Origin of the sequence: Bradyrhizobium sp. Bra78, assembly GCF_024519855.1 — a bacterium.
Taxonomy (GTDB): Bacteria; Pseudomonadota; Alphaproteobacteria; order Rhizobiales; family Xanthobacteraceae; genus Bradyrhizobium; species Bradyrhizobium japonicum_G.
In genome coordinates this window covers 139211-157260 of record NZ_JALJRE010000009.1, presented here as the reverse complement: position 1 = coordinate 157260, position 18050 = coordinate 139211, and the positions used below count along the sequence as shown (strand labels likewise).

Below are 18050 nucleotides of genomic sequence, written 5' to 3'. Positions count from 1 at the left end.
GATCCTCTTCGGGGCCGTTTTAGCGGGAGGACGCAGTTCCGGCAACCGAGGGGGATCGGGCAGGGTCGCCTGCGGCCATCCTTCGAGACGCCCGCCTGCGGCGGGCCTCAGGATGAGGTCGCGTTTCGCGGCGGGATATCAGACCCTCATGGAGAGGAGCCCGCGCAAGCGGGCGTCTCGAACCATGCAGGCCTGAGATCGCGCCTCAGCCGTCTGACGGCTGCGGGCCGTCATAGCCATCGATGATGATGAGGTCGGCGATGGAGTGCGGCTGGCGTACCTTGATGTTGGCCTGGTACTCCGGCGAGTTGTAGCAGGCGATCGCGGTGTCGTAGTCCGGGAATTCGATCACGACGTTGCGGGTGCGGCTGGCGCCTTCGACGGTGGTGAACTTGCCGGCGCGGACCACGAAGCGGCCACCCCATTTCTTGAAGATCGGACCGTTGGCGACGGCATAGGGCTTGTAGCCCTCGTCGCTGCTCACATCGACGCGTCCGATCCAGTAGCCCTTTGCCATTGTTCTTCTCCCTGTGTTGTTGTTGATCTCTATTTGAGCATGATCTGATCGGAAAATCGCTGCACACTTTGCGCTAACGCGGCCCTTCGGGTCCGGATCATGCTCCGAGCGCCTGCGCGATCTCGGCCTGGATGGCCTCGGCTATTGCCTTGGGATCGGCGGCTTCCACCACCGGACGCCCGACGACGAGGTAATCGGCGCCCGCAGTGATCGCGCGCCCCGGCGTCATGATGCGTTTCTGGTCACCGGTTGCCGAACCCGCCGGGCGGATGCCGGGGGTGACGAGGCTCATCTGGTGGCCGACGATCTTGCGCAAGGCTCCCACCTCCTCGGGCGACGACACCAATCCATCGATGCCGAGCACCTGCGCCTGCTGCGCGCGCGCCTCGACCAGCTCGGAGACGCTGAGCCGATAGCCGGCTGCATGCAGATCGTCGTCGTTGTAGGAGGTCAGCACCGTGACGGCGAGAATCTTCAGGCTGGCACTGCCGCGGCCTTCGACGGCGCCCTTCATGGTCTGCGGATAGGCATGCACCGTGACGAAAGTTGCGCCCAGCTTCGCCACGCTCTCGACACCACGCGTCACCGTATTGCCGATGTCGTGCATCTTCAGATCGGCGAACACCTTCTTGCCCTTGTCGGCGAGCTTGCCGATCAGCGGCAAGCCGCCGGCATAAGCCAGCTGATAGCCAATCTTGTAGAACGTGACGCTGTCGCCGAGCTTCGCGATCATCGCCTCCGCGGCATCAACGCTCGGCAGATCGAGCGCAACGATCAGGCGGTCTTTCGGGGCGATCTCGGCTTGCGTCATGTCACCTCACATCATGCGTTGGGAAATGTCGATCAACTGCCGCACCAGCTCCTTCAACGCGGCGATATCGCCCTCGTTCTTCAGCCTGTCCATATCGTCATAGGCCTGATCGGCAAAGGCGAGCGTGAGCTGGCTGGCAATCACATTGGCGTGGCAGGAGGTCAGGATCAGCCGCAACGCCTGCAGCGCGCGAGCAGCACCGAGCCGGCTCTGCGAGGCACCGGCGAGCGCGAAGACACGGTTGCGGAAGACGTCGCCGCGCGCCTCGTGCAGCTCATGCACCCGGCTGACCCAGTCGATTGCGTTCTTCAGCAGCGGAGGCACCGAAGCATTGTATTCGGGCGAGACGATCAGCACGCCATGGTGCGCGCCGATCATGCGCTTGAGATTGATGGCGTGCTTGGGCACGCCGGATTTGGCCTGGAGATCGCCGTCGTAGATCGGCAGCGGAAAATCGGCGAGCGAGATGCGGGTGATGTCGACACCGGCCTTCGCGAATTCATGGGCAGCGACCGCCGCCAGCTTCGCATTGTGCGAGCCGGTGCGCAGCGAGCCGGGAATGACCAGGATTTTGGGTGCGGACATCCACTTCCATGCGTTCGGCGAAACGAGCCCGCCGCGCAAACTAAGGATGCCGGCGGAATTAGTGCTTGCGATACACCCAGACGCGGGCCGGCGGAAGGTTCATCCAGATCCGTTCGGAGGCCTCTGTGGACACGCCGGGCAGCGATTTCGGGATCGGCGGCACCACCGCATAGGTGAACTGGACGAAAGGCGCGCCGGGCGCCAGCGCGGTGAAGGCGTCACGGATGAGCCGCAGCCGCGTCAGCATCGGTTTTGTGACGAGCGGCAGGCCGGAGACGACCGCGGAAGCCGGCGCGCTCAGCACGTTCCAGAGCGTGTCGCGCAGGCGATAGGCATCGCCCTGCACCACCTTGGCCTGCGGATAGCGGTCGCGCAGCAGCGCACAGAAGCCGGGATTGTATTCGACCAGGACGAGACGCTTCTGATCGACGCCGCGCTCGATCAGGGCCGAGGTGATGGCGCCGGTGCCGGGCCCGAGCTCGACCACCGGAGCGTCCGAATTGACATCGACGTAATGGGCCATGGTCCGGGCCAGCAGCTTGCCCGACGGCATCACCGCCCCCATGTGCAGGGGCTTTTCGATCCATGACCGGAGAAAACGCACCTCGTCGTCAAGACGAGGCTTCTTCAACGCACGCGCGGACGACGGCAATGGCATGTCTGGACCGGACGGGACGAGACCGCGTGACCGCGGCGTGTCAGAAAATGGTCATAAACAGGTATAGGCCGAAGGCGGTACGGTCAAGACGGCTCAATTCGCCCGATTACCGAAGAAATCCTTGACCTTGGTGAAGAAGCCCTCGGATTCCGGCTGGGTGTTGCCGGAGGAGAGCTTTTCGAACTCGGCCAGCAATTCCTGCTGCTTCTTGGTGAGATTTTGCGGGGTCTCGACCACGACCTGGACGTACATGTCGCCCATCTGGCGCGAGCGCAGCACCGGCATGCCTTTTGACGCGATGCGGAATCGACGGCTGGACTGGGTCCCGGCCGGGACCTTCACCTTGGTCTTGCCCTTCTCGATCGTCGGCACCTCGAATTCGCCGCCAAGGGCGGCCGTCACCATCGAGATCGGCACGCGGCAATGCAGATCGGCGCCGTCGCGCTGGAAGAACTGGTGCTGGGCCAGCGACAGGAAGATGTAGAGGTCGCCGGGCGGGCCGCCGCGGACCCCGGCCTCGCCCTCGCCGGCGAGCCTGATCCTGGTGCCGTCCTCGACGCCCGGAGGAATATTGACCGACAGCGTCCGCTCGCGGGTGACACGCCCCTGGCCCGAGCAGGACGGGCAGGCGTCCTCGATCATCTGGCCGCGGCCCTGGCAGCCCGGACAGGTCCGCTCCAGCGTGAAGAAGCCCTGCGACTGCCGCACCCGGCCGGCGCCGCCGCAGGTCGAGCAGGTCTTCGGCTTGGTGCCGGCCTTGGCGCCGATGCCCGAGCAGGCCTCGCAGGTGACCGAGACCGGAATCTCGATCTGCGCGGTCTTGCCGCCGAAGGCTTCCTCGAGGGTGATTTCCATATTGTAGCGCAGGTCGGCGCCGCGCTCGCGGCCGCCGCGGCCACGTTGTCCAGCCATGCCGAACAGGTCTTCGAAAATGTCGGAGAAGGAGGAGGCGAAGCCCGCGCCGAAACCGGCGCCGCCACCGCCACCCTGCTCGAAGGCGGCATGACCGAAGCGGTCATAGGCGGCGCGCTTTTCCTTGTCTTTCAGGACCTCGTAGGCCTCGTTGATTTCCTTGAACTTGACTTCGCTGGTGTCATCCCCGGGATTGCGGTCGGGGTGGAACTTCATCGCCAGCTTGCGGAACGACGATTTCAGGACGGAATCGTCAGCATCGCGTTCGACTTCGAGAGTCTCGTAATAGCAGCGCTTGGTGGACGTGGACATGATGAACTCGGTCTATCCAATCGCGATTCAAGTCGGAGCGAAACAACGTCGCCATGCGACGATATAAGCGCCATTCCGCCTCGCGGCAGAGGACTGCAAGGCAGCGTTCAGAATAACAACTGGGAATTGATCGATCGTAACGAGGCCAGAGCCCTGGCCTGTCGAGCCCGACACGGCGGCCTCCCCCGCGAGGGAGGAGGCCGTTAGCGCGTGTGGGGTCCAAGCCGTCCGCATCATCACCCTCTTGGGGATCAGGCGGACTTCTTGTTGTTCTTGTCGTCGTCGACTTCGGTGAATTCCGCGTCGACGACGTCGTCCTTGGCCGCGTCCTTCTTGGCGTCGGCCTCGGCCTGCTGCTTGTACATGGCCTCGCCGAGCTTCATCGACGCCTGGGCCAGCGTTTGGGTCTTGGCCTTGATCGCCTCGGCATCGTCGCCCTTCAGCGCTTCCTTGAGGTCGCTGACGGCATCCTCGATGGCGCGGCGTTCGGTCTCGGCGACCTTCGAACCGTGCTCGGCAAGCGCCTTCTCGGTCGAATGCACCAGACCATCCGCCTCGTTCTTGGCGGTCACGGCCTCGCGGCGCTTCTTGTCCGCCTCGGCATTGGCCTCGGCGTCCTTGACCATCTTCTCGATGTCGGCTTCCGACAGGCCGCCGGAGGCCTGGATGCGGATCTGCTGCTCCTTGCCGGTAGCCTTGTCCTTGGCCGAAACGTTGACGATGCCGTTGGCGTCGATGTCGAAGGTCACCTCGATCTGCGGCATGCCGCGCGGAGCCGGCGGAATGCCCATCAGGTCGAACTGACCGAGCATCTTGTTGTCGGCGGCCATTTCACGCTCGCCCTGGAAGACGCGGATGGTGACCGCGTTCTGGCTGTCCTCGGCGGTCGAGAACACCTGGCTCTTCTTGGTCGGGATCGTGGTGTTGCGGTCGATGATGCGGGTGAACACGCCGCCCAGCGTCTCGATGCCCAGCGACAGCGGGGTCACGTCGAGCAGCAGCACGTCCTTGACGTCGCCCTGGAGCACGCCGGCCTGGATCGCGGCACCGATCGCCACGACTTCGTCCGGGTTGACGCCCTTGTGCGGCTCCTTGCCGAACAGCTGCTTCACGACTTCCTGGACCTTCGGCATGCGCGACATGCCGCCGACCAGAACCACTTCGCCGATCTCACCGGCGGTGACGCCGGCGTCCTTCAGCGCCTTGCGGCAGGGCTCGACGGTCTTCTGGACGAGGTCGTCGACCAGCGCCTCGAACTTGGCGCGGGTGAGCTTCATCGTCAGATGCTTCGGGCCGGTCTGGTCCGCGGTGATGAAAGGCAGGTTGATCTCGGTCTGCGTCGTCGACGACAGCTCGATCTTGGCCTTTTCAGCGGCTTCCTTCAGGCGCTGCAACGCGAGCTTGTCGTTGCGCAGGTTGATGCCCTGCTCCTTCTGGAACTCGTCGGCCAGATAGCCCACGAGGCGCATGTCGAAGTCTTCGCCGCCGAGGAAGGTGTCGCCGTTGGTCGACTTCACCTCGAACACGCCGTCGCCGATTTCCAGAATGGAGATATCGAACGTGCCGCCGCCGAGATCGTACACCGCGATCGTGCCGGTCTTGGTCTTGTCGAGACCATAGGCGAGCGCGGCCGCGGTCGGCTCGTTGATGATGCGCAGCACTTCAAGGCCCGCGATCTTGCCGGCGTCCTTGGTCGCCTGGCGCTGGGCGTCGTTGAAGTAGGCGGGAACGGTGATGACGGCCTGGTCGACCTTCTGGCCGAGATGGGCTTCCGCGGTTTCCTTCATCTTCTGCAGGATGAACGCCGAGACCTGCGAGGGCGAGTAGGTCTGGCCATCGGCCTCGACCCAGGCGTCGCCGTTGGAAGCCTTCACGATCTTGTACGGAACGAGCTTCTTGTCCTTCTCGACCATCGGGTCGTCGTAGCGGCGGCCAATGAGGCGCTTCACTGCGAAGAAGGTGCGCTCAGGATTGGTGACGGCCTGGCGCTTGGCCGGTTGGCCGACGAGGCGCTCACCGTCGTCCGTGACGGCGACGATCGAAGGCGTCGTGCGCATGCCTTCGGAATTCTCGATGACTTTGGCGTTTTTGCCATCCATTACGGCAACGCACGAATTCGTGGTGCCGAGGTCGATCCCGATGACCTTTCCCATGGTCCTGATATCCTTCTTTTTGCGGCAGGTTGGCTGGGCCCAGAAGGCACCCGAACCGAAACCCCCTAAGATCAAACATTCGCGATATTGCGATGGTTGACGCTCATATAGGAGGGGGGGAGGGGCCCGCAAGGACCGAAGCTACGTTTCCGCCGTGAAAACATTGGGTTTTGGCAGATCATATCCGGGCTTCACCGCCCTTGCGGGTGAGGAATTATTAACAGGTCCGGGCCTCGGCAAGCCCCGCCACCGCGATCACCCCCCACCCCTGTTGCGGCAAGGCCAAAGCCGCTAAAAGGCGGCCGGCCGGACCGAAGCCGCGAGCCTGCTTCGCGCGACAAAGCGGCCCAGTGGCCGACCATCGAACGGCCTCAATGTGAACCAATCAGAGTGCCCATGACGCTGATCCGCCCCCTAGCCGCGCTCGCCCTCCTCGTCGCCTCCGCGCTTCCGGCCCTGGCTGCCGACGCGGTCTTCCCGCCCGGCCTGCGCCTCGGCATGGTGCCGCTGATCGGCCTGAGCACGGCAAAGACCTTCCCGGGCTTCGAAAGCGAGGACGGCAACGTCAAGGTGCTGATCACCGAGCTGCCGCCGGCGGCCTATGGCGAGGTCGTGAGTGCCTTCAATTCCAATCCGGCCGGCGCCAATGGCGTCAAGCAGGACAAGATCGAGACCCCCGCGGGTCTTGCCTATTTCACCACCGAAAGCGGCAAGGCCGGCGAGACCCCGGTGAAGCGCTATTCGATGATCGTGCCGGGCGCCGGCTTTTCCGGCTATGTCGCGGTGCAGATCCCGGACAATGCGACCAAGATCTACACCGACGAGGCGGTGCGGCAGATGTTCGCGAGCACCGTCACCCGCAAGCAGGTCTCGGCCGACGAGCAGATCGCGCTGATGCCGTTCAAGATCACCGATCTCGCCGACTTCAAGGACATCCGCACGCTGGCGCCGGGCAGCAGCATCATCCTGGCCGACGGCGACGAGACCACGGGCTATGAGTCGAAGCCGTTCATGATCCTCGGCCTGATCGGCGCCACCCCGCAGCAGGCCGACGACCGTGCCCGCTTCGCCCAGGAGGCGGCGCTGCAGATTCCGGGCCTGCGCGAGTCGCGCGTCACCATGTCCGAGCCGATCCGCATCAATGGCCAGCAGGGTTTCGAGACCCGGATCGACGGCATCAGCGGCAAGGACAAGACCGCGGTGACCGTGGTGCAATGGATCCGCTTCAGCGGCGGCGGCGCCTCGCTGCGCATCATCGCCAGCGCCCCGCGCGACCAATGGCCGGCCGCCTTCACCCGCTTCCGCGCCGTGCGCGACGGCATCCAGCCGAAGGGGTAGAATCATAGGGCCGACAAGCCCGGCCACTCGCCAGGACCGCCTGCATTTTCGGGCTTCTGTTCGTGTACGAACGGAACTAGGCTCCCCCTTCCGTTGGATCATCCTGGAGGGAGGCGAACGATGCTTGATCGACGACAAATTTTGGCAGCGCTCGGGACCACGGCGCTGGCGACCCTCGCGCCAACCGCACTTCTTGCAGCGGCATCGATCAAGCCGGACGAGACATCCGCGCTGCTCGTGATCGACGTGCAAAACTGCTTCCTGCCGGGCGGCAGCCTCGCAGTGAAGGAAGGCGAGCAGGTGGTGCCGGTCATCAACAAGATGGCCAAGGCATTCGCGAACGTGGTGATGACGCAGGACTGGCATACACCCGGCCACGTCTCGTTTGCGTCGGTGCATTCGGGCAAGAAGCCGTTCGAGACCATCGATCTTCCCTACGGCAAGCAGGTGCTGTGGCCCGACCATTGCGTGCAGGGCACCGACGGCGCCGCGTTGTCGAAGGACCTCTCGATCCCGCAGGCCGAGCTGATCATCCGCAAGGGTTTTCACAAGGACGTCGACAGCTATTCGGCCTTCCTCGAAGCCGACGGCAAGACCTCGACCGGCCTTGCCGGCTATCTGAAGGCGCGCAAGATCAAGCGCGTCTTCGTCGCGGGGCTGGCGACCGATTTCTGCGTCGCCTGGACCGCGCTCGACGCGCGCAAGGCGGGCTTCGAGGTCTATGTGGTGGAAGACGCCTGCCGCGGCATCGACACGCAGGGCTCGCTGGCCAAGGCCTGGACGGATATGGCCAAGGCCGGCGTGAAGCGGATTCAGTCCGCGGACATCGCGGTCGGCGCGTAATCGACGCGAACAACTGCAAGACCCTCACCCCGAGGAGCGCGCTTCTTCGCGCGCGTCTCGAAGGATGAAGGCACCGCTGCGGCAGCTCGGCCTGCATGGTTCGGGACGGCGCTGACGCGCCTCCTCACCATGAGGATCGATCAATTCGCCGCGCTGTTCGGCTCGTTGGTGTTGGCCGCGGGCGCGGCCTTCGCGCCGCCCTTGGCGACGCCGACCAAAGCGGGGCGCAGCACGCGCTCGCCGATGGTGTAGCCGGCCTGCATGACCTGCACCACGGTGCCCGCGGGCACCGACGCGTCGGGCACCTCGAACATCGCCTGCTGGAAGTTCGGGTCGAACTTCTGGCCCGAGGGGTCGAACTTCTTCACGCCGTGCTTTTCCAGCGCGTTGAGCAGCGAACGTTCGGTGAGCTCGACACCCTCGATCAGCGAGGTCAGGCCGGGATCGGCCGCGGCACGTGTTTCGGCCGGAATGGCATCGAGCGCGCGCTGGAGATTGTCGGCGATGTCGAGCACGTCGCGGGCAAAGCCGGTGATGCCGTAGAGACGGGCGTCAGCGACTTCCTTGGTGGTGCGCTTGCGCAGGTTCTCCATCTCGGCCAGCGTCCGCAGCATGCGGTCGCGCGCCTCGGCGACTTCCTTCTGCAACGTCTCGACCGAGCCGGGCTCCGGATCGTCGGGCATGATGTAGGGTTTTGACACCACGGGCTCGCCGGCCGCAGCACTCGTGTCTTCGGGTTGCCGGTCTCGATCGGTCATCGGCTCTCTTTTCGCATTCGTCTCAGGAGTTTTCTGGCCCGGATATCGTGCTTCGGGCGCCGAAAATCAAGCGCCCGTGATCGGGGGGAACTTCGGTCAGCCGCCCAGAAGCCGGCTGACGATGCGGGCGGCGTAGTCCACGGTCGGGATCACGCGGGCATAATTCAGCCGTGTCGGTCCGATCACGCCCAAAACTCCGACAATTTGGCCGGCGGCATCCCGATAGGGCGAGATGATCGTGGACGAGCCCGACAACGAGAACAGCTTGTTCTCACTGCCGATGAAGATCCGCACGCCTTCCGCTGTCTCGGCCCGGCCGAGCAGGTCGATCACGCCGCGCTTGGTCTCGAGATCGTCGAACAGCAGGCGAACGCGCTCGAGATCCTCCAGCGCATGCAGATCCTCGAGCAGATTGGCGTGGCCGCGGACGATGAGCTGACGATCCTCGTTGTCGCCGCCGGACCAGTTGGCGATGCCGGCCGAGATCACTTTCTGCGTCAGCTGATCGAGCTCGGTGCGCGCCTCTCCGAGCGCGGTCTCGAGCTCGAGCCGCGCCTCGGCCAGGGTCCGGCCCCGGATTCGTGCATTGAGGAAGTTGCCGGCTTCTGTCAGCGCCGAGGATGGAACTCCCGGTGGCAGCGTCAAGACGCGGTTTTCAACCTGCCCGTCCTCGCCGACCAGGATCACCAGTGCCTTTTCCGGTTCCAGCCGGACGAATTCGATATGTTTGAGCCGCGCATTGGATTTCGGGGTCAGCACGACGGCGGCAGCCCGGGTCAGGCCGGAGAGCCGCGTCAACGCCTCCTCCAGCGCCGCCTCGACCGATTGCGCGTGGCCTACGGAGGTCAACTGGCTCTGAATCGTCTGCCGTTCGCTGTCATTGAGGTCGCCGACCTGCATCAGGGCATCGACGAAGAAGCGCAGGCCGAGTTCCGTCGGCAGCCGGCCGGCGGAAGTATGCGGCGCGTAGATCAGGCCAAGCTGTTCCAGGTCGGCCATGACGTTGCGGACCGACGCCGGCGACAGCGGCATGGCGATCAGGCGCGAGATATTGCGCGAACCTACGGGCTCTCCGGTCGCCAGATAGCTTTCGACAATTTGACGAAAGATGTCGCGGGAACGCTCGTTGAGCTGGGCAAGGCCTGCGCGCGGCGCGATCAGATGGATCGGATCGTGATGGGCCACAGACGGCAACTCCTGTCAGGTGCTTGTAATCTGTCCATCCGCGAGGTCCCTGACAAGCGTGGTTTTGCACTTTGCCTGGGGACCGAAAAGGCCTTGCCGCTCACCCTCACCCCACCTACAAGCACCGCGAACAGCCTTTCCCGTGAGTTTTGGAGGATTTCCCATGCGGCCAAGCCGCCGTGCGCCCGACGAATTGCGCCCCGTGACGCTGGAGCGCGGCGTGGTCAAATATGCGGAAGGCTCCTGCCTGGTGAAATTCGGCGACACCCATGTGCTGGTCACCGCCACGCTGGAAGACCGCCTGCCGCCATGGCTGAAAGGCCAGGGCCGCGGCTGGGTCACCGCCGAATATGGCATGCTGCCGCGCGCGACCTCCGAACGCACCCGCCGCGAAGCTGTCGCCGGCAAGCAGAGCGGCCGCACCGTCGAGATCCAGCGCCTGATCGGCCGCTCGCTCCGCACCATCGTCGATCTCGAAGCGCTCGGCGAGCGCCAGATCACGGTCGATTGCGACGTGCTCCAGGCCGACGGCGGCACCCGTACGGCGTCGATCACCGGTGCCTGGGTCGCGCTCGCCGACTGCATCAACTGGATGAAAGCGCGCAACATGATCAAGGCCAAGGTGCTGCGCGACAACGTCGCCGCGATCTCCTGCGGCATCTACAACGGCACACCGGTGCTCGATCTCGACTATGCCGAGGATTCGGAAGCGCAGACTGACGCCAATTTCGTCATGACCGGCGACGGCCGTATCATCGAGGTGCAGGGCACCGCGGAACGCGAGCCGTTCACGCAGGACGAGTTCCTGGCGCTGATGGCGCTGGCCCAGAAGGGCATTGCGCGCCTCGTGGACTTGCAGAAACTGGCTGTCGCGTAGTCAATAGGCCCATGCACCGCCGAATCACCGGACAGCTCGTCGTCGCCACCCATAATCCCGGCAAGCTCGCCGAGATGAAGGAGCTGCTCGCGCCTTACGGCATCGAGGCGGTGTCGGCCGGCGAGCTCGGCCTGCCCGAGCCGGAAGAAACCGGCAATGATTTCCGCAGCAACGCCGCGATCAAGGCGATCGCGGCGGCGCGGGCGACCAAGCTTCCGTCCTTCGCCGACGATTCCGGCATCGTGGTCGACGCACTCGACGGCGCGCCGGGCATCTACAGCGCGCGCTGGGCCGGCCCCTCCAAGGATTTCGCCGCGGCGATGGCGCAGATCGAGCGCCTGTTGCAGGAGCGCGGCGCCACCACGCCCGACAAGCGCAAGGCGCATTTCGTCTCCGCGCTCTGCGTCGCATGGCCCGATGATCATCTCGAAGAGGTCGAGGCGCGCGTCGACGGCACGCTGGTCTGGCCGCCGCGCGGCACCGCCGGCTTCGGCTACGATCCGATGTTCTTGCCTGACGGTCACAACCGCACCTTCGGCGAGATGATCAGCATCGAGAAGCATGGCCTGCCGCCGCTCGGCCTCGGCCTGTCGCACCGCGCCCGTGCCTTCGTGAAACTGGCGGAGATCTGCCTTGAGCCACGCTAAGGAAGCCTTCGGCGTCTACGTGCACTGGCCGTTCTGCCTGTCGAAATGCCCCTATTGCGACTTCAACAGCCACGTTCGCCATGCTGCGATCGACGAGGCGCGCTTCGCTTCCGCCTTCGCGCGCGAGATCGCGGCGACCGCCGAGCGCGTACCCGGCCGCGAGGTCACCTCGATCTTTCTCGGCGGCGGCACACCATCCCTGATGCAGCCCGCGACCGTCGGCGCCGTGCTCGATGCCATCGGCAAGCACTGGAGCGTGGCGAAGGACGTCGAAGTAACGCTGGAAGCGAATCCCACCAGCGTCGAGGCCACGCGCTTCGCCGGCTATCGCAGCGCCGGCGTCAATCGCGTCTCGCTCGGCGTGCAGGCGCTCGACGATGCCTCGCTGAAAGCGCTGGGCCGCATGCACAGCGCACGCGAGGCACTCGATGCCGTCGCGATCGCGCGCCGCTCGTTCGACCGCTATTCGTTCGACCTGATCTACGCCCGCCCCGACCAGACCCCGGCGATGTGGGCCGATGAGCTGCGTCTCGCGATCGATGAGGCCGCCGAGCACCTGTCGCTCTATCAGCTCACGATCGAGGAAGGCACGCCGTTCTTCGGCCTGCACCAGGCCGGCAAGCTGAAGACGCCGGACGAAGCGGTCGCGCGCGCGCTCTACGACGTCACGCAGGAGACCTGCGACAAGCTCGGCCTGCCCGCCTACGAGATTTCAAATCACGCGCGGCACGGCGCCGAATGCCGGCACAATCTGGTCTATTGGCGCGGCGATGAATACGCCGGCATCGGCCCCGGCGCGCACGGAAGGCTCGATATCGACGGTATCAGGCACGCCACCGCCACCGAGAAGCGTCCGGAAGCCTGGCTGATGCGCGTCGAGACCAACGGCCATGGAAACGTCACCGACGACCTCCTCAACAGCGAAGAGCGCGCCGACGAATTCCTGCTGATGGGATTGCGGCTGGCCGAGGGCATCGACCCCGAGCGTTACAGGGCGCTCTCCGGCCGCCCGCTCGATCCCAAGCGCATCGCGCTGCTGCGCGAAGAGGGCGCGATCACCGTGGATGCGACGGGCCGCCTGCGCGTAACGAGCAGCGGTTTTCCGGTGCTGGATGCGGTGGTCGCGGATCTGGCGGCGTAAATTTGAGCCAGATCGGCGGTGCGCTCCCTCGCCCGCTTGCGGGAGAGGGTTGGGGAGAGGGTGTCTCCGCAACGGGACAATCCCCCAGAGGACAGAACCCTCACCCGGCGCTACGTGCCGACCTCTCCCGCAAGCGGGAGAGGTGAACCATCAAGCCCCGAAACTCTTCGGCGATCCTGCCACCGCAACACCACCACCGTTCGTCACCTTCATTACCGCGAGCCCGCGCTCGTTGGTGCCGTCGGCGCGGAACCGGAACAGGCCGTCGATGCCGGCAAAGCCGGAAGGGTTGGTGAGCACGTCGGACGAGAAGCGCGTGGTGCCTTGCGTGCGCGCGAGCGCGGCGACGAGGGCGACGGCGTCATAGGCGAGCGTTGCCGTGCGGATCGGCTCGGCGCCGTATTTGGTGCGATAACGGCCGGAGAAGGCGCGGAAGCCGGCCGGGTCCGGCGCGGCGTAGAGGCCGCCTTGCAAGCTCGGGCTCGCATAGACCCGCGGGCTGTCCCACAGGCCGGTCCCGAGCAGCTGGATGTTGCGCAAATTCGCGCCCGCCGCGGTCATCGCGTCGGCCACTGTGACGACGGCATCGCCGTCATCGGCAATGAAAAGTGCGTCCGCACTGCCGAGCTGCTGCGCCACGGTGCGCGCCGGCGTGGCGCGATCGGCGCCGTATTTCTCGAACGCGACGATGCGCCCGCCCCGCCGCGGCACCGCCGCCTTCACCGCGGCCTCGACGACATTGCCATAGGCATTGTCGGGCACCAGCACGGCAACGGAGCGCTTTCCGATGCTGGCGGAATATTCGACGATGCGATTGACGTCGGACTCCGGCAGGAAAGAGAGCAGATAGACGCCGCGGCCGGCGATGCTGGAATCGGTCGAGAACGCAATCACGGAAATGCCGCGCGTGCGCGCGACCTGCGCGACCGCAGGCACCGATTGCGCGAACAGCGGCCCCAGGATGATCTCGGCGCCTTCGTCGACCGCCTGCTGCGCGCCGGCCTGGGCGCCCTGCGGGCTGCCATTGTCGTCCTTGATCAGGAGCTGGATGTTCGGATTCTGGAACTCGGCCAGTGCCATCTCGGCGGCATTGCGCATCGATTGCGCGGCAAGGCCGGCATTGCCGGCGGCCGAGAGCGGCAGGATCACCCCGACCTTCACCCCGCCGGTGCCGGCGGTCGTGGCCTGTTGCGGCGGGCCAGCCGGCTGGGCCGGCGCCGAGGAGCTGCTGAACGGGCTGGAGAACTGGCTCAGGCTCTGCTGCACGCCGGCGCAGGCCGACAGCACGGGCGCGCCGAGCAAAAGGCCGAGCGCGCTGCGCCGGGTCGCTCCCGACAATCGGGGCCCCTGAATGGGAGACTTTGGATCACGCGGGCCCGGCATCGCAGCTTCTCTTCCGACCGGCCGTCGCCAGCCGGTCACAACATTCTTTCCACGACACAAGCCGCGGATTCAGGCATATTGTCGGCAAATAGTTAACTAAAACAAAAGGATAATAACCGCTTAACGCGGCCCCACCGCAAGTCCTGGCTAGCTGTCCACCGTCCGTCACCCAGCATCAAGGCGGCGTTTCCGCCGCGAATATGGCGCTGACGCTTCATTCCCTCTGGAATGTGATGCCGAATGGATCACATTCCAGTCCTTCCTCAGTCCTTGCCTCGCCCTGGCCTCGCCGCGATCTTTTTCGGAGGACCGGTTCCCAGCCTCGGGGATCATGCCTAAGTTCGTTTCATTATGCGCGCAAAGCCGGCCCCGATAAATACACCTGAGTCTACGGACGCCGCCTCGCGCGGTTTCTCCATCGACGCCCATCGGCTTGCCGCCCCGAAGGCCGCGCCGGGCCTGCACCTGGTCGCGACCCCCATCGGCAATCTCGGCGACATCACGCTGCGCGCGCTTCAGACCCTCGCCGGCGTCGACGTCATCGCCTGCGAGGACACCCGCATCACCCGGCGCCTGACCGAGCGCTACGCCATCACGGCGCAGCTCAAGCAGTATCACGAGCACAACGCGGAAGCGGCCCGTCCAAAGATCCTGGAGGCGCTTGCGGCAGGCGGTTCCGTCGCGCTGGTGTCGGACGCCGGCACCCCGCTGATCTCCGATCCCGGCTTCAAGCTGGTGCGCGAGGTCTGCGCCGCCGGCCATGCGGTCTACGCGCTGCCCGGCCCGTCCTCGGTGCTGGCGGCGCTCTCGGTCGCAGCGCTGCCGACCGACCGCTTCTTCTTCGAAGGCTTTTTGCCGGCGAAATCGGCCGCGCGGCGGTCGCGCCTGACGGAGCTCGCCCGCATCGATGCGACGCTGGTGATGTTCGAATCCGGAAACCGCGTGCAGGACACGCTCGCCGAGCTCGCCGGGATCATGGGCAGCCGCGAGGCCGCGATCTGCCGTGAGCTGACGAAACTGCACGAGCAGATTTCGCGCGCGACGCTGCATGATCTTGCACGCGACGCCGACACGCTGGAGACGCGCGGGGAATTCGTTCTGGTGATCGCCCCGCCTGCGGCGGATTCCGAGATGCTGACATCGGACGCGCTGGACGATGTCCTGCGCGAGCAGCTGGCCGCGCACAGCGTCAAGGACGCCGTGGCCCATGCGGTTGCGCTGTCGGGCCGGCCGCGCCGCGAGGTCTATGCCCGCGCGCTCGAGCTCGCCAAAGACCTGCGGGGCGGCGATGGCGAAGACTGAGGGGGCGAAGGAACCGAAAGTCGCCGCGCCCGAGCGCGTCGCCGCGTTCCGCACCGGCATCTCCGCGGAGAGCCGCGCCGCCGCCTATCTCATGGCCAAGGGCTATCGCATCCTCGCCAAGCGCTACCGCACGCCGCATGGCGAGATCGACATCGTGGCCCGCCGCCGCAACCTGATCGCCTTCGTCGAGGTCAAGGCGCGCGCGACGCTGGACGACGCCGCCTTCGCGGTGACCCCGCGCCAGCAGCAGCGCATCATCGACGCCGCGCAAGGCTGGCTCGCAGCGCATCCCGAGCATGCCGAATTCGAACTGCGATTCGACGCCATGCTGATTGCGCCGCGCTCACTTCCACGCCATGTGTTGGCGGCATTCGACGCCTCGACCTGAAAGGCAGACCATGAAACTGAACGTCGCCGTCCAGATGGACCCCATCGCCCGCATCAACATCAAGGGCGATTCCACCTTTGCGCTGCTCCTGGAGGCGCAGAAGCGGGGCCACGGCCTGTCCTATTACACGCCCGACAAGCTCTCGATGGTCGGCGAGGAGATCGTCGCTCCCGTTCAACTTCTGACCGTGCGCGACGAGCCCGGCGATCACTTCACGCTGGGCGAGCCAAAACGCGAGGCGCTCAACGGCTTTGACGTGGTGCTGCTGCGCCAGGATCCGCCGTTCGACCTCGCCTACATCACCTCGACGCATCTGCTCGAACGCATCCACCCGAAGACGCTGGTCGTCAACGACCCCGCCTCGGTGCGCAACGCGCCGGAAAAACTGTTCGTGATGAACTTTCCGCAGCTGATGCCGCCGACCCTGATCTCGCGCGATCTCGACGAGATCAACGCCTTTCGCGACAAGCACGGCGCCGTCGTGATGAAGCCGCTGCACGGCCATGGCGGCGCGGCGGTGTTCCGCGTGATGCCGCAGGACATGAATTTCGGCTCGCTGTTCGACATGTTCTCGGTGACGTTCAAGGAAGCCTGGGTGATCCAGCAGTTCATCCCCGAGGTGAAGCACGGCGACAAGCGCATCATCCTCGTCAACGGCGAATTCGCCGGCGCGGTCAACCGCGTGCCCGCTGCGGACGACCTCCGCTCCAACATGGTGCGCGGCGGCGCCGCGCAGGAAACCGAGCTCACGCCGCGCGAGCGCGAGATCTGCGCCACCGTCGGCCCGGCACTGCGCGAGCGCGGCCTGCTGTTCGTCGGCATCGATGTCATCAACGGCAACCTCACCGAGATCAACGTGACCTCGCCCACCGGCATCCGCGCCATCGCGCGGCTCGGCGGTCCTGACGTTGCGGCCAGGGTCTGGGACGTGATCGAGCAGAAGCGGGCGAAGTAGGCGCTCGCACGCGACCTCCCCAATCTCCTCCCGGCGAAGGCCGGGAGCCATAACGACTGGGCGTGGCTTGGCGAAGATTCGTCGTTGGTAAGTCTGCCTTCTACACTCGAAAGATCACGCGGTATGGGTCCTGGCCTTCGCCAGGACGACACTGATCACTCATGATGTGGCACTTTGCTTCCGCCCCACGGCCATAGCAGCGCGGCATCAGCCCGCGCGCATCACTAACCACCCATTCACCATGACACCCTGCGCCTCGTGCGAACGAACGAGCCGCCGCTCGTAAATATACGGGGCCACTGGCCGACCGGCTAACGCGGCATTCACCATCTGCCCAGAACCCGCATCGTGACGGGCGATCACATCCGGCCTCGCAACACCCCTTATACTTTTACTCCCTACTCATCGACGCGGGGGAACCCGCCACGTGCGGTTCGAGTGCCCCGCGTAAGAGTAGAAGCGTATGAACACCGCACGCATTGTCGTTCTCGTCATCGCACTCGGCGCCGGCGGCGTCGCTGCGTATCTGGCGAGCGGCTACGACAACAAGCCCGCGCCCGCCCTTCCCGTCGCCGAGAAGCTGCCGACGGTCGAGGTTCTCGTCGCGAAAAACGACATCCAGCTCGGCCAGGCCGTGAAGGCCGAGGATCTGCTCTGGCAGACCTGGCCGTCGACCACAGCGAGCAGCGCCTTCATCCGCCGCGACGCCAGGCCCGAGGCGCAGAGCCAGATCGCCGGCTCGATCGCACGCGTGCCGTTGATGCAGGGCGAGCCGATCCGGGAGCAGAAGCTGGTCAAGGCCGAAGGCTCCGGCTTCATGGCCGCGATCCTGCCGTCGGGCATGCGCGCCGTCTCCACCGAGATTTCAGCCGAGACCGGCGCCGGCGGCTTCATCCTGCCGAACGACCGCGTCGACATCGTCCTGACCCGCCGCCTGAAGAATCCCGACGGCGCCAACGGCCCGACGGCCGGCAATGACCTCATCCTGTCCGAGGCCATCCTGAGCAACATCCGCGTGCTCGCGATCGACCAGGCGCCGAAGGAGAAGGATGGCCAGAACGCCGTGCTCGGCAAGACCGTGACGCTCGAGCTCAAGCCGGACCAGGTCGCAACTCTCGCAGCCGCGCGCCAGGGCGGCACGCTCCAGCTCGCGCTGCGGAGCATCGTCGATGCCAACGCCGCCGACGGCATGCCCGAGGACCCGGCAACCAAGCGTTCCGGAGGGGTCAACGTGATCCGCTACGGCGTCCAGACACGGCAATTGACGTCACAGAAGTGATGGGGA

18 protein-coding genes are annotated in these 18050 nt (G+C 65.6%); 9 read left to right on the top strand and 9 right to left on the bottom strand.

Annotation, left to right across the window (positions count from 1 at the left end; all coding sequences use genetic code 11):
* Positions 1-205: 205 nt before the first annotated feature.
* The 6 genes from OC450_RS21010 to dnaK form a co-directional block, all read right to left on the bottom strand.
* Positions 206-517 (bottom strand): DUF1330 domain-containing protein, encoded by a 312-nt coding sequence (locus tag OC450_RS21010; protein ID WP_256807543.1) that lies wholly within the window; start codon positions 515-517, stop codon positions 206-208.
* Positions 518-614: 97 nt separating this feature from the next.
* Positions 615-1328 (bottom strand): orotidine-5'-phosphate decarboxylase, encoded by a 714-nt coding sequence (gene pyrF, locus OC450_RS21005; RefSeq protein WP_211383811.1) that lies wholly within the window; start codon positions 1326-1328, stop codon positions 615-617.
* A gap of 6 nt (positions 1329-1334) precedes the next feature.
* Complete coding sequence (locus tag OC450_RS21000) at positions 1335-1913, bottom strand: NADPH-dependent FMN reductase (protein WP_211383810.1); 579 nt, start codon at positions 1911-1913, stop codon at positions 1335-1337.
* Between the two features lie 58 nt (positions 1914-1971).
* On the bottom strand, positions 1972-2571 hold the full coding sequence (locus tag OC450_RS20995; protein WP_211383809.1) for a class I SAM-dependent methyltransferase: 600 nt from the start codon (positions 2569-2571) through the stop codon (positions 1972-1974).
* Between the two features lie 93 nt (positions 2572-2664).
* Positions 2665-3795 carry a molecular chaperone DnaJ gene (gene dnaJ / locus OC450_RS20990; RefSeq protein WP_256807542.1) on the bottom strand — a complete coding sequence of 377 codons (1131 nt, stop codon included), beginning with the start codon at positions 3793-3795 and terminating at the stop codon, positions 2665-2667.
* A gap of 251 nt (positions 3796-4046) precedes the next feature.
* Complete coding sequence (dnaK, locus tag OC450_RS20985; RefSeq protein ID WP_063198803.1) at positions 4047-5948, bottom strand: molecular chaperone DnaK; 1902 nt, start codon at positions 5946-5948, stop codon at positions 4047-4049.
* Between the two features lie 396 nt (positions 5949-6344).
* Here dnaK and OC450_RS20980 point away from each other — a divergent pair, with 396 nt between their 5' ends.
* Together OC450_RS20980 and pncA are read left to right on the top strand one after the other, a co-directional pair.
* A complete protein-coding gene (locus OC450_RS20980) occupies positions 6345-7286 on the top strand; it encodes a hypothetical protein (RefSeq protein WP_211383807.1) in 942 nt (313 codons plus the stop codon).
* Between the two features lie 120 nt (positions 7287-7406).
* The gene (pncA, locus tag OC450_RS20975) at positions 7407-8129 is read left to right on the top strand and encodes a bifunctional nicotinamidase/pyrazinamidase (RefSeq protein ID WP_256807540.1); all 723 of its coding nucleotides are present in this window, start codon (positions 7407-7409) and stop codon (positions 8127-8129) included.
* Positions 8130-8269: 140 nt separating this feature from the next.
* On the opposite strand, the gene grpE is transcribed toward pncA, so the two are convergent.
* On the bottom strand, positions 8270-8887 hold the full coding sequence (gene grpE / locus OC450_RS20970; protein WP_211383805.1) for a nucleotide exchange factor GrpE: 618 nt from the start codon (positions 8885-8887) through the stop codon (positions 8270-8272).
* A 96-nt stretch (positions 8888-8983) separates the two neighbouring features.
* Complete coding sequence (hrcA, locus tag OC450_RS20965; RefSeq protein WP_211383804.1) at positions 8984-10072, bottom strand: heat-inducible transcriptional repressor HrcA; 1089 nt, start codon at positions 10070-10072, stop codon at positions 8984-8986.
* 163 nt (positions 10073-10235) lie between these two features.
* On the opposite strand from hrcA, the gene rph reads away from it, so the two are divergent.
* From rph to hemW, 3 genes are read left to right on the top strand one after another with little or no spacing between them, the layout of a single operon-like run.
* Positions 10236-10949 carry a ribonuclease PH gene (rph, locus tag OC450_RS20960; RefSeq protein WP_262048567.1) on the top strand — a complete coding sequence of 238 codons (714 nt, stop codon included), beginning with the start codon at positions 10236-10238 and terminating at the stop codon, positions 10947-10949.
* An 11-nt stretch (positions 10950-10960) separates the two neighbouring features.
* Positions 10961-11596, top strand: coding sequence for an RdgB/HAM1 family non-canonical purine NTP pyrophosphatase (gene rdgB, locus OC450_RS20955; protein WP_256807538.1), 636 nt, complete (start codon positions 10961-10963; stop codon positions 11594-11596).
* Positions 11583-12737, top strand: coding sequence for a radical SAM family heme chaperone HemW (hemW, locus tag OC450_RS20950; protein WP_211383801.1), 1155 nt, complete (start codon positions 11583-11585; stop codon positions 12735-12737). Before rdgB ends, hemW begins: the two co-directional genes overlap by 14 nt.
* Before the next feature lie 150 nt (positions 12738-12887).
* Here hemW and OC450_RS20945 read toward each other — a convergent pair whose 3' ends face one another.
* Positions 12888-14120 (bottom strand): penicillin-binding protein activator, encoded by a 1233-nt coding sequence (locus tag OC450_RS20945; RefSeq protein ID WP_211383800.1) that lies wholly within the window; start codon positions 14118-14120, stop codon positions 12888-12890.
* A gap of 351 nt (positions 14121-14471) precedes the next feature.
* On the opposite strand from OC450_RS20945, the gene rsmI reads away from it, so the two are divergent.
* The 4 genes from rsmI to cpaB all read left to right on the top strand — a co-directional run bounded on the left by rsmI (position 14472) and on the right by cpaB (position 18044).
* Complete coding sequence (gene rsmI / locus OC450_RS20940) at positions 14472-15422, top strand: 16S rRNA (cytidine(1402)-2'-O)-methyltransferase (RefSeq protein WP_211383799.1); 951 nt, start codon at positions 14472-14474, stop codon at positions 15420-15422.
* Positions 15409-15810 (top strand): YraN family protein, encoded by a 402-nt coding sequence (locus OC450_RS20935; RefSeq protein ID WP_262048566.1) that lies wholly within the window; start codon positions 15409-15411, stop codon positions 15808-15810. The genes rsmI and OC450_RS20935 overlap by 14 nt, the downstream gene beginning before the upstream one ends.
* A 10-nt stretch (positions 15811-15820) precedes the next feature.
* Complete coding sequence (gene gshB / locus OC450_RS20930) at positions 15821-16765, top strand: glutathione synthase (RefSeq protein WP_211383797.1); 945 nt, start codon at positions 15821-15823, stop codon at positions 16763-16765.
* A 463-nt stretch (positions 16766-17228) separates the two neighbouring features.
* Positions 17229-18044, top strand: coding sequence for a Flp pilus assembly protein CpaB (cpaB, locus tag OC450_RS20925; protein ID WP_262048565.1), 816 nt, complete (start codon positions 17229-17231; stop codon positions 18042-18044).
* The last annotated feature ends 6 nt before the right edge of the window (positions 18045-18050 follow it).

Bases quoted from the DNA above. Each gene is read 5' to 3' on its own strand.
- OC450_RS21010 (WP_256807543.1), bottom strand. From the start codon at position 517: ATGGCAAAGGGCTACTGGATCGGACGCGTCGATGTGAGCAGCGACGAG.
- pyrF (WP_211383811.1), bottom strand. From the start codon at position 1,328: ATGACGCAAGCCGAGATCGCCCCGAAAGACCGCCTGATCGTTGCGCTC.
- OC450_RS21000 (WP_211383810.1), bottom strand. From the start codon at position 1,913: ATGTCCGCACCCAAAATCCTGGTCATTCCCGGCTCGCTGCGCACCGGC.
- OC450_RS20995 (WP_211383809.1), bottom strand. From the start codon at position 2,571: ATGCCATTGCCGTCGTCCGCGCGTGCGTTGAAGAAGCCTCGTCTTGAC.
- dnaJ (WP_256807542.1), bottom strand. From the start codon at position 3,795: ATGTCCACGTCCACCAAGCGCTGCTATTACGAGACTCTCGAAGTCGAA.
- dnaK (WP_063198803.1), bottom strand. From the start codon at position 5,948: ATGGGAAAGGTCATCGGGATCGACCTCGGCACCACGAATTCGTGCGTT.
- OC450_RS20980 (WP_211383807.1), top strand. From the start codon at position 6,345: ATGACGCTGATCCGCCCCCTAGCCGCGCTCGCCCTCCTCGTCGCCTCC.
- pncA (WP_256807540.1), top strand. From the start codon at position 7,407: ATGCTTGATCGACGACAAATTTTGGCAGCGCTCGGGACCACGGCGCTG.
- grpE (WP_211383805.1), bottom strand. From the start codon at position 8,887: ATGACCGATCGAGACCGGCAACCCGAAGACACGAGTGCTGCGGCCGGC.
- rph (WP_262048567.1), top strand. From the start codon at position 10,236: ATGCGGCCAAGCCGCCGTGCGCCCGACGAATTGCGCCCCGTGACGCTG.
- rdgB (WP_256807538.1), top strand. From the start codon at position 10,961: ATGCACCGCCGAATCACCGGACAGCTCGTCGTCGCCACCCATAATCCC.
- OC450_RS20945 (WP_211383800.1), bottom strand. From the start codon at position 14,120: ATGCCGGGCCCGCGTGATCCAAAGTCTCCCATTCAGGGGCCCCGATTG.
- rsmI (WP_211383799.1), top strand. From the start codon at position 14,472: ATGCGCGCAAAGCCGGCCCCGATAAATACACCTGAGTCTACGGACGCC.
- OC450_RS20935 (WP_262048566.1), top strand. From the start codon at position 15,409: ATGGCGAAGACTGAGGGGGCGAAGGAACCGAAAGTCGCCGCGCCCGAG.
- gshB (WP_211383797.1), top strand. From the start codon at position 15,821: ATGAAACTGAACGTCGCCGTCCAGATGGACCCCATCGCCCGCATCAAC.
- cpaB (WP_262048565.1), top strand. From the start codon at position 17,229: ATGAACACCGCACGCATTGTCGTTCTCGTCATCGCACTCGGCGCCGGC.